General features: G+C 66.1%; 11 protein-coding genes. 9 read left to right on the plus strand and 2 right to left on the minus strand.

The features are described from left to right. Positions 1–21: 21 nt before the first annotated feature. Together VIK36_RS19385 and VIK36_RS19390 are read right to left on the minus strand one after the other, a co-directional pair. On the minus strand, positions 22–303 hold the full coding sequence (locus VIK36_RS19385) for a hypothetical protein (protein ID WP_324643271.1): 282 nt from the start codon (positions 301–303) through the stop codon (positions 22–24). Between the two features lie 129 nt (positions 304–432). Further along, entirely contained in the window at positions 433–1,113 is a 681-nt protein-coding gene (locus VIK36_RS19390) for a GntR family transcriptional regulator (RefSeq protein WP_255173435.1), read from the minus strand. 119 nt (positions 1,114–1,232) lie between these two features. Here VIK36_RS19390 and purU point away from each other — a divergent pair, with 119 nt between their 5' ends. From purU to VIK36_RS19435, 9 genes are all read left to right on the plus strand, one after another. Then, positions 1,233–2,138, plus strand: coding sequence for a formyltetrahydrofolate deformylase (gene purU / locus VIK36_RS19395; protein ID WP_255173436.1), 906 nt, complete (start codon positions 1,233–1,235; stop codon positions 2,136–2,138). Between the two features lie 49 nt (positions 2,139–2,187). Continuing rightward, complete coding sequence (locus VIK36_RS19400; protein ID WP_255173437.1) at positions 2,188–4,680, plus strand: GcvT family protein; 2,493 nt, start codon at positions 2,188–2,190, stop codon at positions 4,678–4,680. 4 nt (positions 4,681–4,684) lie between these two features. Further along, the gene (locus VIK36_RS19405) at positions 4,685–5,311 is read left to right on the plus strand and encodes a cyclodeaminase/cyclohydrolase family protein (RefSeq protein ID WP_324643272.1); all 627 of its coding nucleotides are present in this window, start codon (positions 4,685–4,687) and stop codon (positions 5,309–5,311) included. After that, a complete protein-coding gene (locus VIK36_RS19410) occupies positions 5,308–6,213 on the plus strand; it encodes a bifunctional 5,10-methylenetetrahydrofolate dehydrogenase/5,10-methenyltetrahydrofolate cyclohydrolase (protein ID WP_255173439.1) in 906 nt (301 codons plus the stop codon). Before VIK36_RS19405 ends, VIK36_RS19410 begins: the two co-directional genes overlap by 4 nt. A gap of 156 nt (positions 6,214–6,369) precedes the next feature. Then, complete coding sequence (locus VIK36_RS19415; protein WP_324643273.1) at positions 6,370–7,713, plus strand: molybdopterin molybdotransferase MoeA; 1,344 nt, start codon at positions 6,370–6,372, stop codon at positions 7,711–7,713. 537 nt (positions 7,714–8,250) lie between these two features. Further along, positions 8,251–9,663, plus strand: coding sequence for an MFS transporter (locus VIK36_RS19420; RefSeq protein WP_255173441.1), 1,413 nt, complete (start codon positions 8,251–8,253; stop codon positions 9,661–9,663). A 255-nt stretch (positions 9,664–9,918) separates the two neighbouring features. Continuing rightward, the gene (locus VIK36_RS19425; RefSeq protein ID WP_324643274.1) at positions 9,919–12,426 is read left to right on the plus strand and encodes an FAD-dependent oxidoreductase; all 2,508 of its coding nucleotides are present in this window, start codon (positions 9,919–9,921) and stop codon (positions 12,424–12,426) included. Between the two features lie 244 nt (positions 12,427–12,670). Next, a complete protein-coding gene (locus VIK36_RS19430) occupies positions 12,671–13,162 on the plus strand; it encodes a hypothetical protein (RefSeq protein WP_255173443.1) in 492 nt (163 codons plus the stop codon). A 245-nt stretch (positions 13,163–13,407) separates the two neighbouring features. Further along, positions 13,408–14,943 carry an HNH endonuclease signature motif containing protein gene (locus VIK36_RS19435; RefSeq protein ID WP_255173444.1) on the plus strand — a complete coding sequence of 512 codons (1,536 nt, stop codon included), beginning with the start codon at positions 13,408–13,410 and terminating at the stop codon, positions 14,941–14,943. Positions 14,944–15,317 lie beyond the last annotated feature (374 nt).

Here is a 15,317-nt window from a genome sequence, read left to right on the forward strand (position 1 = left end):
CCAGCTCCCAGCGCCGGGGGGCTAAACCCAGATTTGGTAGCCGGATGACTTATCGAAGATGCGCCGGGTGCTGATGCCCTCGGCGGCTATCCAGAGCACTGAGCCGTCCTCCGAGGCCTGGTCCACCACCCCGCTGGCCACGTGCTCCCCATGCAGCCACACTTCTACGCTGCGGCCGGCCAGGCGCGCCCAGTCGGCCCGGAGGCCGAGAACCTTTTTCGACGCGCCGCCGCCCTGGCCATCTTGTTCGCGGTTAAGGTCGGTGGCATCACGGGGGGCTTCAAGGGTTGCTTGGGAATTCACTGGTTACTCCGATCGCCGGCGCCGTCGCCGCTCGAATCCATCGCTGATATTTGATTGATATATCAATCTGGATCCAGTGTATGGTCCACGTCACACTCCGTGTCAACAGGCGCCCGGGGGCGCAAGGCACTAGGCCTTGAAAAGCGCCTCCCGAACCGCACTTTCGAATCCGCTCACGTGGACGCGGGCAAGCTCCGCAGCCCGCTCCTCATCCCCGTCGATGACGGCGCGGAGCAGATCAAGGTGTTCACGAACGTGGTGGGACAGGTCCGGAAGCCGGTCGATGACCATGCACCAGATGCGCGTTGCCAGGTTGTCATAGCGGATCAGGATGTCTTCCAGGTGCGGGTTGGCGGCGGCGGCGTAAATGCCCTGGTGCACCCGGGCATCCAGCTGCAGCGTCTCGGTCACCGTCGCCGAGGACACATCGAACGCCTCAACCTTTTCGAGCGTGGCACGCAGCTCGTCCCGGACCGCGGGGGAAGCCACCCGTGCGGCACGGGCCGCCGCGAGGGGCTCGAGCTGGGCGCGGATCTCCGAAATGAAGGAAAGGTCGGTCACGTCCACCCTGGTAGCAAAGGTGCCCCGGCGCGGGTAGGTCTTCACCAACCGGTCCAGCTCCAGCCGCTTCAGGGCTTCGCGCACCGGAGTCCGGCCCACACCCAGATTCTTGGCCAAGAGCTCGTCATTCAGCAGCTCTCCGGGTTTGATTTCAAGGGTCAGCAACCAGTCGCGGATGCTTTCGTAGGCAACGTCAGCCAGGGACTTCTTCCCCACGATGTCCGCCACCGCTAAAGCTTCGAATGCCATGCTGAGCCCCTTCTTCCCAACCAGAAAAACTATTGACCTCGCCTGTGGACCAGTATACGCTGGCACCCAATCTAATATATCAGTTTGTCGCTTTTGAATATATCTAGAAGGAGCAGGGTATGACCCTCATCGAAGCAGTCCCCGCAACCACCACCCTGCCGGCGCTCAAGGAAGAGCAACCGCAGAAGTTCGTCCTGACCCTGTCCTGCAAGGAGCAGGCAGGAATTGTGCAGGCCGTCACCACGTTCCTGTTCGAGCGCGGCTTCAATATCGACGAGCACCAGCAGTTCGACGACAGCCTGCGCGAGACACTCCACCTGCGCACCGCGTTCTCCGGCTCCCCCAACTACACGCCTGCCATGCTCGAGGAAGAGTTCGCGGGCATCGCCAGCCGGTTCGACATGAAGTTCAGCTTCCACGACCAGACCCCCAAGCGCGTCCTGGTCATGGTGTCCAAGTTCGGCCACTGCCTGAACGACCTCATCTTCCGGTGGCGCGGCGGCAGCCTGGGCGGCGAACTGGTGGCAGTCGTTTCCAACCACGAGACCCACCGTGCGATGGCGGAAGCCGCCGGGCTCCCCTTCATCTACGTCCCCGTCACCCCGGACACCAAGGCCGATGCGGAGCGCCGGCTGCTGGAACTGGTGGATGAGTACGAGGCCGACCTCGTGGTTCTGGCCCGCTACATGCAGGTGCTCTCGGACGACCTTTGCCGGGCACTGGAAGGACGGGCCATCAACATCCACCACTCCTTCCTTCCCGGGTTCAAAGGCGCCCGCCCCTACCACCAGGCCTACGACCGCGGCGTCAAGCTGGTGGGCGCCACCGCCCACTACGTCACGGCAGACCTGGACGAGGGCCCGATCATCGAGCAGGAAGTCATCCGCGTGGACCACACCTATGGCCCGGCGCAACTGTCCACCGTGGGCCAGGACGCCGAGGCGCTGGCCCTCTCCCGCGCCGTCCGCTGGCACTGCCAGCACAGGGTGCTGAAGGACCAGACCAGCACCGTGGTGTTCCGGTAAGCACCCCTCGTCCGCAGACATAACCCGCAAAGCAGCAGGAGAGACCCCCTTGGAATCGTCACCACGCATTGTCATTATCGGAGCCGGCATCGTCGGCACCAACCTCGCGGATGAACTCGTCACCCGGGGCTGGAACAACATCACCGTCCTGGACCAGGGACCCCTCAACATGCCCGGCGGCTCCACCTCGCACGCCCCGGGACTGGTCTTCCAGACCAACCCCTCCAAGTCCATGGCCCTGTTCGCCAAGTACACCGTGGAGAAACTGCTGTCCCTGGCCGAGGACGGCACCAGCTGCTTCAACCAGGTGGGCGGCCTGGAAGTGGCCACCACCGAAACCCGCCTCGCGGACCTGAAGCGCAAACTCGGCTACGCCCAGGCGTGGGGCATCGAGGGCTCCATCCTCACCCCGGCTGAGTGCAAGGAGCTCTACCCGCTCATCAATGACGAGGACATCCTCGGCGGCCTCCACGTTCCCAGCGACGGCCTCGCTTTGGCCGCCCGCGCCGTACAGCTCCTGATCAAGCGCACCGAGGCCGCCGGCGTAAAGTACATCGGCAACACCGAAGTCACCGGTATCGAACAGTTCGGCCGCCGGGTCACCGGCGTCCAGACGCCCGACGGCGTGATCCCGGCAGACATCGTCGTCTCCTGCGCCGGATTCTGGGGCGCCAAGGTCGGCGAGCTGATCGGCATGTCCGTGCCGCTGCTGCCGCTGGCGCACCAGTACGTCAAAACCACCCCGGTCCCGGCGCAGCAGGGCAAGAACGAACTGCCCAACGGCGCTTCGCTGCCCATCCTCCGGCACCAGGACCAGGACCTCTACTACCGCGAGCACGGCGACCGCTACGGCATTGGCTCCTACGCCCACAAGCCCATGCCCGTGGACCTGGACGAACTCGGCAGCTTCAAGCCGAACGAGATCAGCGAGCACAACATGCCGTCCCGGCTGGACTTCACCCTCGAGGACTTCCTCCCCGCCTGGGAGGCCACCAAGCAGATCCTGCCGGCCCTGCGCGAAAGCGAGATCGAGGACGGCTTCAACGGCATCTTCTCCTTCACCCCCGACGGCGGCTCGCTGGTGGGAGAGTCCAAGGAACTCGATGGCTTCTTCGTCGCCGAAGCCGTCTGGGTCACCCACTCGGCGGGCATCGCCCGCGCCGTCGCCGAACTCCTGGTGGACGGCAAGTCCAGCATCGACCTGGGCGACTGCGACATCCACCGCTTCGAGGACGTCCAGCTGACCCCCGAGTACGTCAGCGAAACCTCGCAGCAGAACTTCGTGGAGATTTACGACGTCCTGCACCCGCTCCAGCCCAAGCTCTCCCCCCGCAACCTGCGCGTGTCCCCCTTCCATGCCCGGCACAGGGAACTCGGCGGCTACTTCCTCGAAGGCGCCGGCTGGGAACGGCCCTACTGGTTCGAGGCCAACGCCGACCTGCTCAAGGAAATGCCTGCCGAATGGCAGCCGCCGGCCCGCGACGCCTGGTCAGGCATGTTCAGCTCCCCCATCGCCGCCGCCGAGGCGTGGAAGACCCGTACCGCCGTCGCCATGTACGACATGACGCCCCTGAAGCGCCTCGAAATCTCCGGACCCGGCGCCCTGAAGCTGCTGCAGGAACTGACCACCGCGGAAATGAACAAGAAGCCCGGAGCCGTCACCTACACGCTCCTGCTGGACGAGCAGGGCGGGGTCCGAAGCGACATCACCGTCGCCCGACTGGACGAGCAGACCTTCCAGCTCGGTGCCAACGGCAACATCGACACCGCCTACTTTGATCGGGCAGCCCGGCACCAGACAGCGAGCGGCAGCGCCGAAGACTGGGTCCAGGTCCGCGACACGACCGGTGGCACCTGCTGCATCGGCCTCTGGGGCCCGCTGGCCCGGGAGGTTGTCGGCGCGGTCAGCAGCGATGACTTCTCCAACGACGGCCTGAAGTACTTCCGGTCCAAGAATGTCGTCATCGGTGGCGTCCCCGTTACTGCCATGCGCCTGTCCTACGTCGGTGAGCTGGGCTGGGAACTGTACACCAGCGCTGACAACGGCCAGCGCCTCTGGGATGCGCTCTGGAAGGCCGGCCGGCCGTTCGGCGTCATCGCCGCCGGGCGTGCCGCGTTCAGCTCCCTCCGCTTGGAAAAGGGCTACCGCTCCTGGGGCACGGACATGACCACCGAGCACGACCCTTTCGAGGCCGGCCTCGGCTTCGCAGTGAAGATGGCCAAGGAGAACTTCGTCGGAAAGGCGGCGCTGGAAGGCCGCACCGAGGAGAACTCCGCGCGGCGCCTGCGCTGCCTCACGGTCGACGACGGCCGCAGCCTGGTGCTGGGCAAGGAGCCTGTGTTCTACAAGGACCAGGCGGTTGGCTACGTCACCAGCGCCGCCTACGGCTACACAGTTAAAAAACCGATCGCCTACTCCTACCTGCCCGCAGAAGTCTCCATCGGCGACTCCGTGGAGATTGAGTACTTTGGACGCCGGATCGTCGCCACGGTCACCCAGGACCCGCTGTACGACCCCACCATGACCCGGCTCCGCGGCTAGCACCATGATCAGTTCAGAGTCAGTCAGCAGCTACCTCACCCGGCTGGCCGCAAAGCAGCCCACACCAGGCGGTGGCGCTGCAGCGGCCCTGCACGCCGCCCAGGGTGCAGCCCTGGTGGCCATGGTGGCGCGCTACACCACCGGCGCCAAATACGGACAGCATGCACCGCTGGTCCAGCGCATCACGCAGGCCGCCGACGGCCTTGTCACCGAAGCACTGAGCTTGGCTGAAGCAGATGAAGAGGCCTTCCAGGCAGTCATCGACTCCTACAAGCTCCCGTCCGGCACTGATGACCTCAAGGCCGCCCGGGCGGCCGGGATCCAGTCCGCGCTCATCCAGGCGGCACAGACGCCTGCCCGGCTCATCAAGCTGTCGGGCGCAATCGTGGACCTTGCCACCGAACTGTTCGACGTCGCCAACACCAACGTCATCAGTGACGTTGCGGCGGCCGCTGACGCCGCCCGCGCAGCTGCCACCACGGCGCGCGTCAACATCGACATCAACGTCGTGGCGGTCAAAGATACGGAGGCACGCGCACTGCTTGCCCAACAGACAGACGGCATTGAAGAGAAAGTGGTCCTGGCGGCAGATGCCCTCTCGGCCCGCGTGAGGGAAAGGATCCTGGGTTGAGCACCGCAGTACTTTCCGGAAAGCCCTTGGCCGGTTTGATCCAGCAGGAGGTCCAGGACCAGGTCCGCTCGCTTGAACGGGACGGCGTCCGCCCGGTCGTGGCGGTGGTCATGGCGACCGCAGATGAGTCAACGCGCTGGTACGTCCGTTCCATCAAGCGGGCAGCTGAGCGCGCCGGAGTCGGCTGCCGGATCATCGACCTTGGCCATGACGCAACGGAACCGGCACTGGCCAGGGTCCTGCAGGACCTGAGCGCCGAACCGTCCGTGAACGGCATCATCCTGCAAACCCCGCTGCCGGCGGGGGTCCGGACCGACAACCTGGTGGGCCTGATCGCCCCGGAAAAGGACATTGACGGCGCCAATCCGCTGAGCCTGGGACGGCTGGCCGTCGGTCAGCCGGCCTTCGCTCCCGCCACCGCCCGCTCCGTCGTCGAAATCCTGGAACACTACCGGGTTCCCGTAGCGGGCAAGTCCGTGGTGGTGGTGGGCCGGTCCGCCGTTGTGGGCAAGCCACTGTCCCTCCTCCTGCTGGCACGCGATGCCGCGGTGACGGTCTGCCATTCCAGATCGGGCCCGCTGGAGCGCTACACGAGGGATGCCGACGTCGTGGTGGTCGCAGCCGGGCGCGCCGGGCTGCTGACCGGCAGCCACGTCTCCTCCCGGACCGTCGTGGTCGACGTCGGCACGAACGTCCTTGCCGATGGCTCGCTGGTGGGTGATGTGGACGAAGCCAGCGTCACCGGGACCGCAGCGGGGCTCACCCCCGTTCCCGGCGGCGTCGGCTCCGTGACCACCGCGCTGCTGCTCCTGCACACCGTCGAGGCCGCACGCCGGCAATCGTCCTCCCTGCCGCTGCCTGCCGAAGCCGTGGAGGCCCAGGCCCTGGAAGCGGCGGGCTAGGAAAGGCACAGCGTCAGCAACGGGTGTCCCGTTTTTCGTAAAAGGTGCTTCGGTGGGCCTAAGACCTGGGGAGGTATTCCTCATCGAAGCACCGTTTTCGGAAAACGGGGCCCCGCAGCCGGCATTTGCCGCTGAATCAGCAAGGAGGAGGCCCGGATGCCTGCCAATGGACCGACAGCCACCGTTATTAGGAGTACCGCCGGGACGGGTCCCGCGCCGGGCCCCGCCCCGGAAAGGGGATGCATACCGTGGTCCGAAGCGCGCCATGTCGCCTTCGGCTCAGCCAATCCGCTCCCGCCCGTGGCCGTCCCCCTCACTGAAGCCATTGGGCGGACCCTGAGCCGGGACGTCACCGCACTCCAGGACCTGCCGCACTATGCCTCGTCCGCGATGGACGGCTGGGCCGTGAACGGGCCCGGTCCGTGGCTGCTGGGCGGGTCCGGCCAGCACGGATCCCTGCCCCGTGAAGGCAACAGATTTTTACCCGCAAACAGTGCCGCCGTGATTGCCACCGGCGGCCTCGTACCGCACGGTGCCGATGCCGTCCTGCGGAAGGAAAGCGGCCTGGCCGCACGGGACACCAACGGCAACCACATCCTGACACTCCGCCCCGAGGCAAAGGCCGGCGAGCCGCGCAGCGGCCAGCACATCCGTCCCGCTGGGCAGGAAGCCCGGTCAGGGGACGTACTCTTACCTGCCGGCACTGTCCTTAATCCCGCGCACGTGGCCCTGGCTGCGGCGGCAGGGCACGACGCCGTGCAGATCCGCGCCCGGCCCGCTGTCGCCGTCGTACTCACCGGGGCTGAAGTGGTGACGCAGGGTGTCCCCGCTCCCGGGCAGGTCCGGGACACCTTTGGCCCGCAACTGGGAAGCGTGGTGTCCCTCCTCGGCGGTGTTGCCGGCACCCCGCAGAGGATCGGTGACTCCTTTGGCAGCTGGCTGGATGCCCTGGACAGCCCCGTCCTGCCCGCCGGCGGCACAGATGTCATCATCACCACCGGCGGCACCGGTAAGTCCGGGACAGACCATTTCCGTGCCGCCATCCATGCCCTGGGCGGACAGCTGCTGGGGGACGGCATCGCGATGCGTCCCGGCCATCCGGCCGTGCTCGCCAGGCTTCCCGACGGGCGGTTCGTGATCGGCCTTCCGGGCAATCCCCTGGCAGCCGTGATGGCCCTGCTCACTGTCGGCGCACCCCTGATCGCCTCGCTTGGGGGCGCGCAACTGCCGCCGCTGCAGCTTGTAATGTCCGGCTGCGACCTCGAGGGCGATCCAGGAATGACACGGCTCCTCCCTTGCCGGTTCCTGTCCGGCCTTGCGTTCCCGGTCGGGCACACCGGCCCTGGCATGATGCGCGGGCTTGCCTGGGCCGACGCGGTCATGGCCGTTCCTCCCCAGGGCGCTGACTCGGGGGGACCCGTACCCGTGCTCCCGCTTACGTGGGCAGCACAACCAAGAACCTCAAGGACACCCGGGGCGGAGGCCGCCATCCCAGCCTGACGCAATGGTTTGCCCTGGTTACCCCCTCACCAGCCGCTGGGTACAACAAACCGGGGCGGTCTCCCTATCCCCATGGGCAGGGCTTTCGGCATGCCCCTGAACACTTAGCAGAAGGGCTTACATACTGCGCCTCTCAAGGGTCACACTCTTGACATTGAGTGTGAGCTAGCGCACGATTTTGTTGCATAAAGCGAACGTTGTTGATCATCACGGAACGCAACTCGCCCGGATGTGCTCCTCCAGTCCCCCGGCTCCACCCGTGATGGCCTTGGGAAACAGACGAACGAATTTCACGATGGCCGATCCGAAAGGGGCCTGGCCCCCCGCATCGGCCGCACAACGTTGTCAGCATCCTTGCGGCAGCGCCAGATCACCAAAGGAAACTGTCTATGACTATCAAAGGTGGCAGCACCATCGATCAAAGCAGCGCGGAGCGCCGGAGCCTGGGGGCGGCGCCGAAATCAGTCTGTGCGTTCAGGAAACGGCGCTCCGGTGCCGTCAGCGGTTTGCGCTGAAGCCCGAAGGGAACGAATTTCAATGATCAATCCGACCAGGACGACGACCCCCGTCGACACCTCCACATCAACAGAGACCAGCTCCAAGTTCAAACGCCGCTTCATGGTGCGGCTTGTCGCGGTCTTCATCGGCGGGATGTTCCTCGACGGTTACATCCTCGGAATCATCGGCCCCGTCACCGGACCCATGCGGTCAGATCTCCAGCTCGACGCACTGTCGCTGGGCATGATCGCTGCAGGCCCCCTGGCGGGTATCTTCATCGGCTCCCCGCTGGCCGGCTGGGCTACTGACAAGTTCGGACGCAAGCCCATGTTCCTCGTGGACATGGGCCTGTTCCTGGTCGCCTCAGCTGCCCAGTTCTTCGTAACCTCCGGAGACGGCGCCGTAATCCAGCTGGCCATCATCCGATTCCTGATGGGCGTTGCGATCGGCGGCGAGTACTCAATCGGGGGGCCACTGCTGTCAGAGTTTTCCCCTCCCAAGCTCCGCGGACGGTTGCTCGGGCTGACCCTGATCGCCTGGTACGTCGGTTTCATGATGGCATTCATCATTGGCACGCTCCTGCACGACGCCGGCACCCCGTGGCGCCTTGTCATCGGCACGAGCACGGTACTGGCATTCGTTCTGTTCCTCGCCCGCATAGGCCTCCCCGAATCGCCGAGCTGGCTCATTACCAAGGGACGGCGTGAGGAAGCACTTGCGATCGCACGCAAGTACGTCGAATCGCCACAGATGCACGACAGCATCACCGAGGAGATCGATCTCAGGATGCTCCAGGAGGCCCAAGCCGCGCAGGGCAGGACCAAAATCAAAAACGCCTCCTTCGGAATGTTGTTCTCGAAGGAGCACTGGCGCACCACCCTCTTCACCGCGGGTTTTTGGTTCTGCGCGGTCACTCCGTACTTCGCGATCGCGACCTTCGCCGACGACGTGCTCAGCCAGTTCGGCTTCGGCGGCGGCTGGGCCGGTGGAGTCGGCCTGTCCGCACTTGCGGCCGCGGGTGTTGTCACCACCGTGCTTCTGATTGACAAGCTGGGCCGCCGAATCCTCACCGTGCCCGGACAGTGGCTCTGCGCAGGCATCCTGCTGGTCATCGGCGTGTGGGCGGACGCACCAGCGATCCTCGTGCTCGCCCTGTTCCTCGCGTTCTCCTTCTTCAATGCCGGCTACACCACATTGACCCAGGTCTATCCGGCCGAGGTATTCCCCGCCCCCCTGCGCGGCATCGGCATGGGCTTCGCCGCGGCTTTCAGCCGCATCGGAGCCGCACTCGGCACCTTCGCCCTGCCGTGGGCAATCAGCAACATCGGCTTGGGCCCAAGCATGGTCGTGGCCGCCATCGTTGCATTGCTCGGCGCGGTCCTTTCGCAATGGCTCGCGCCTGAGACGAAGGGGCGCACCCTCGCCGAGATCTCAGCAGACGTTTCCCACTGACGCCGGGACCGGACGGCCTCGCGCCGCCGGATAACCAGAGCTGCACCAAAGAGGCCTTCGCCGCACCAGCGGCGGGGGCCTCTTTGCTGCCTTTCGACTCTGCGCTGCCGTCCCCCGCAACAAAGCAGGAAACCCTTGACATCATGTGTGAGCTGCGACACCCTGTTGCATATAGTGATGCACGTTGCTCATGGCGAAGCAAACTCCATCACCCGGTCAGGCGGATTCCAGCACCAACCAGGAGAACCCAACATTATGAGCGCATCACCCCGTGTCGTCATCATCGGAGCCGGCATCGTCGGCACCAACCTCGCCGACGAGCTGGCAAGCCGCGGCTGGAGCGACATCACCGTCGTCGAGCAGGGTCCGCTGGAGCTCGCAGGCGGCTCCACGTCGCACGCCCCGGGTCTCGTGTTCCAAAACAATCCGTCCAGGACCATGACGGAATTCGCCACGTACACCGTCAACAAGCTCCTCGCCCTGGGCAAGGACGGGGAGTCCTGCTTCAACCAGGTGGGCGGCCTGGAACTGGCCACCACCCCCGAACGACTGGCCGATCTCCACCGCAAGATGGGCGTGATGACCTCCTGGGGGGTCGAAAGCCGGATCGTCGATGCCGACGAATGCGAAAAGATCTACCCGCTGCTGAACACCGGCAAGCTCACCGGCGGCCGCGAAGTCCTGGGCGGCCTGCTCATCCCCACCGACGGCCTCGCCCTGGCCGCCCGTGCGGTGCAGCTGCTGATCGAGCGCACGCGCGAACAGGGCGTCACCTACCGCGGCTCCACCACCGTCACCGGCATCGCCCGGGAGGGCGGCAAGGTCACCGGCGTCGAAACCTCCTCCGGTGTGATCCCTGCCGACATCGTGGTGTCCTGCGCAGGGTTCTGGGGACGTGAACTCGGCCGGATGGTGGGCCTGGAGGTGCCGCTGCTGCCGCTGGCCCACCAGTACGCCGTCACCACCCCCGTTGCCGAACTCGAGAACGTCAACGAACTTCCCAACGGCGCCAGCAAGCCCATCCTGCGCTACCAGGACAAGGACCTGTACTACCGCGAATGGGGCGACCGCATCGGCATCGGCAGCTACGCCCACCGCCCGATGCCCGTGGACATGTCCGCACTCCCGAAGGTCTCAGCCGAGGACATGTCCCACCACCGGATGCCCTCCCGCCTGGACTTCACCCTCGAAGACTTCGTTCCCGCATGGGAGGACAGCCAGGACCTGCTGCCCGCGCTGCGCAGCACCGAAATCCAGGACGGTTTCAACGGCATCTTCTCCTTCACCCCGGACGGCGGCCCGCTCATGGGCGAAGCACCGGACCTGGAGGGCTTCTTCGTGGCCGAGGCCGTCTGGGTCACGCACTCGGCCGGCGTTGCCAAGGCCATGGCAGAGCTGATCATCGACGGCCAGCCGCAGACCGACCTGCACGGCTGCGAATTGACCCGTTTCGAGAAGGTGCAGACCTCTGACGCGTACGTCAGCGAGACCTCACAGCAGAACTTCGTGGAAATCTACGATGTCATGCACCCGCTGCAGCCCCGCGAATCACCGCGGGACCTGCGCGTCAGCCCGTTCAACGTCCGCCAGAAGGAACTCGGGGCTTTCTTCCTGGAGTCCGCCGCCTGGGAGCGCCCGCACTGGTTTGAAGCCAACCGCGGGCTCCTTGAGGAGCTTCCGGCCGAGTGGCAGGCCCCGGAGCGGGACGAATGGTCCGCCATGTTCCACTCCCCCATCTCCGCCGCCGAAGCGTGGAAGACGCGCACCGCCGTCGGACTTTTCGACATGACGCCGCTGAAGCGGCTCTCCGTGGTGGGCCCGGGCGCGCAGGCGCTGCTGCACCGGCTCAGCACGGGCAACATCGCCAAGAAGCCAGGTGCCGTGACGTACTGCCTGCTGCTGGCGGACGACGGCGGCATCCGCAGCGACGTGACCGTGGCCAGGCTCGCTGAGGAAGAGTTCCAGCTGGGCGTTAACAGCAACGTGGACTTGGATTACCTCCGGGTGGAGGCCCGCCGGCAGTCAGCGGCCAATCCCTCGCAGTGGGCGCACGTCACTGACATCACCGGCAGCACCTGCTGCATCGGTCTGTGGGGCCCGCTGGCACGCGAGGTCATCGGCAAGGTCAGCACGGACGACCTCACCAACGACGGCCTGAAGTACTTCCGGACCAAGGAGATTTCGGTGGGCGGCATCCCTGTCACCGCGATGCGGCTCTCCTACGTAGGCGAACTCGGCTGGGAGCTCTACACCACCGCCGAGTACGGGCTGAAGCTGTGGGACCTGCTGTTCGAGGCCGGCCGGGAGCACGGCATCATCGCTGCCGGTCGCGGCGCCTTCAACAGCATGCGCCTGGAGAAGGGCTATCGGCTGTGGGGCACGGACATGACGTCCGAGCACCACCCGTACCAGGCCGGCCTGGGCTTCTCCGTGGCCAAGGACAAGACCGGGTTCGTGGGTGCCGAGGCGCTGGCGGTCCGCAAGGAACAACCGGCAGCCAAGACGCTGCGCTGCCTGACGGTCGACGACGGCACGTCAGTGGTGCTGGGCAAGGAACCGGTGTACGTGGCAGGGGAAGCCGTTGGGTACGTCACCAGTGCCGCGTACGGCTACACCGTCCGCAAGCCCATCGCCTACGCCTGGCTGCCCTCCTCCGTGACCGAAGGCGACTCCGTGGAGATCGAGTACTTCGGCAGGCGTGTGGCGGCCACGGTCACAGCCGAGCCCCTCTTCGATCCGGCCATGGAGCGGCTCCGCGGCTGATCTGTCCCGGCGGTTGAGCCGTCGAAATCTGTGGTTGGGCCCGCTTGAGACCGGCAGGCCCAACCATCTTTTTTGTGCCCGCTGGATGGTGCCATCCGCCCTGGGTCAAGGCCGTAGAATCACCTCGACAACCAAAAATTGGGGGATTGATGGTGTTCGGCAACAAGCAAACGAGCGGGATACGCGGGAAAGCGATGGCGGCCCACGACAGGGAGTGCCCACACGACATTCTCGCCTCCCTGCCGTGAATCAGCGGCCTGCCCGCCGCGCCTGGACGTTCGCCGCCGTCTGCGTCATGGTGGCCTCACTGACGCTCCTGATATTCGGCCCGGCCCGCGGGCCGATGATCCAGCTGCTGCCCTGGTATGTGGCGGCGTACCTGCTGATCGGGGCGTGCATCTTCGGCCCGCCCCGGAACGTGGTGGACCTCCGGCAGATTGCGGCGTTCCTGCTGCCCGGGGCCCTGCTGGTGCCCCTGGCACTGCTGAACGCCGGCGTCTGGGCAGGCGGCTGGCTGCTCGGGCTCCCCGCGTGGGGACTGCTGCTGAGCCGGTGGACGCCGGCCAACGCGCTCCGGGCCCTCGATGTGCTGATGTTCCTCGGCCTGCTGGTGCTGGGCATGCTGATCTTCACCTTCAACGTCATCTACCCGGTCTTCAGCCTCGGCTTGTTCCTCCTCCCGGTCATCCCCCTGGTCCGGCTGGCCTACCCTGAGTACCGGGCAAGGCCGCTGTAGGCGGCCATTGAGGTCCTTTTGGCCGTGGCCGCCGTCGTCATCGCTTTTGTCCTTCCCACCCCCGAAGGATCCTGGGCCTCACCGTGGACGTATGCGGGCGGGGCGGCGACGGCAGGACTCATGATCGCGTATTCGGCCCGGGGCCACCCCGCCGTTCACGGCCGGTGCGGCTCAATGACGGAGCCATCGTTTAGCGACCGCACCAGGCTCCTATGAATGTCGTACCCCCTTGTCATGATGGGTTTATGGGGAAGGCAGCGGTGGTGAGGGCTTTTGGGGAGATCCGTGCTGCCCTTGCCGTGCTGACTGCAGAGGTTGGTGCCGTGGTTGATGGGGCCGGTGCAGTGCCTTTTTCTGCGGCTGACCCTCTTGCTGGTTTGGCGGAGGGTTGCCTGGACATTCTGGCCGGGTCCCGGGAGGTGGAGGCCGGGATTGCTGCGGTGAAGGCCAGGGCCGCTGTGAAGTACGCGGAGAGCGCCGCGGCTGTTGCGGGCCCGGATGTTCCGGTGCAGGCACAGGAGATGGCGGTCGCGGCGGAGATCGGGTGTGTGCTGGCTCTGGGTCCGCGGGCGGCGGGTTCGTTCCTGGCCACCTCGCACGCTGTCACGGCGACGTTGCCGCGGACGTTGGAGGCTTTGCAGGCCGGGGTGATCTCCTGGCAGCACGCGGTGGTGATGGCGGACGAGACAGCGTGTCTGGATGCTGTTGGGGCGGCGGCGTTGGAAGCCCATTTCCTGGACCCGGACGCACCGGACCCGGCACGGGGGTGCCCGGTGGGGCAGCTTCCGGCGCACCGGTTCAAAGCCAAGGCCCGCACCTGGCAGGAACGCCACCAGGCCGGGTCCATCGAACAACGCCACGCCAAAGGGGTCGCGGACCGGCGGGTGGAGTTCCGGCCGGACCAGGACGGGATGGCCTGGCTCTCCGCGTACCTGCCCGCGGACCAGGCCCTGGCCGGGTGGAACCGGCTCACGGCGACCGCCCGTGGCATGCAGGGACCGGATGAAGGCCGCACCATGACCCAGCTGCGTGCGGACACCTTCGCCGACGCGATCCTTACCAACGGCACACCAAACGACAGCGACACCCCCGGCAGTGACAGCACCAGCGGCAGCTTTACCGAGGGTGTGAGTGCCGTGGGGGACCGGGTGCAGGCGCCGATCCGGGCGCAGGTGCTGGTCACGGTCCCGGTGTTCTCCCTGCTGGGCCTGACCGACGAGCCGGCGATGCTGGACGGGTACGGTCCCATCCCCCCGTCAATGGCCCGGGCACTCGTCGCCTCCGGTGCGGCGTCGTTCTACCGGGTGCTGGTGGACCCGAGGGACGGGGCACCGCTGGAAATCGGCCGGACAAGCTACCGAGTCACCGGCGCCATGCGGGCCTGGTTGAGGATGCGCGATGGGAAGTGTCCGTTCCCGGGGTGCAGCAACAACTCCCTGGACAACGACGCCGACCACATCCTCGCCTGGCACAAGGGCGGCACCACCGGAATCAGCAACCTGGGACAGCCCTGCCCCAAACACCACAAACTCCGCCACACCACCGGCTGGAAACCCACACCCGCCACGAAAATCGAACCACCCGGCTGGACCTCACCCACCGGCCGCCACTACCAAAGCGAACACCAGGACTGGGAACCACCACGCTGGCCGAATCTCCACAACCGCGTCCAGGCGCAGGAGGAAGGCAGTCCGCTTGGCGCTGTTCCGGATCTCGTGCACTTCCAGCTATCCCCGGCAGAAGATTGGCTGGACCGGGTCCTGCACCCCCCATCCGCCTGAGACGGCGAGGTCAGTGCGGCCCTGTCCAGGCCTTGCATGGTGTCTGGTGCCGGTGCTTGGCTGATGAAGAGGTATCCAAAGACATTCCAGACGACGAGCACCTGCTGGGAGGATGTGGCGCCGGGGTCTGAGGCGACACCGCAGGACACCCAGGATGACCAGTTCACGCCAGGCCAGACGAATGCCGGGCAGCAGGTAGCCGGGCTTGCCTCAGCGAGCGGCTATCGCAAGGACCTGGACCAGGAAGCGGGTCCCCGATGGAAACCACCCGGTGTAAAAGCCTGGTTGGGGGCAACAACGACGGCGACACCCGGCACCTGCCGGACTTGCCGCCGTCGTTATTTCGAGCTCTGGCGCAGCCAACCCACCGCGGT

The sequence above is a fragment of the Pseudarthrobacter sp. LT1 genome (assembly GCF_035621795.1).
GTDB lineage: Bacteria > Actinomycetota > Actinomycetes > Actinomycetales > Micrococcaceae > Arthrobacter.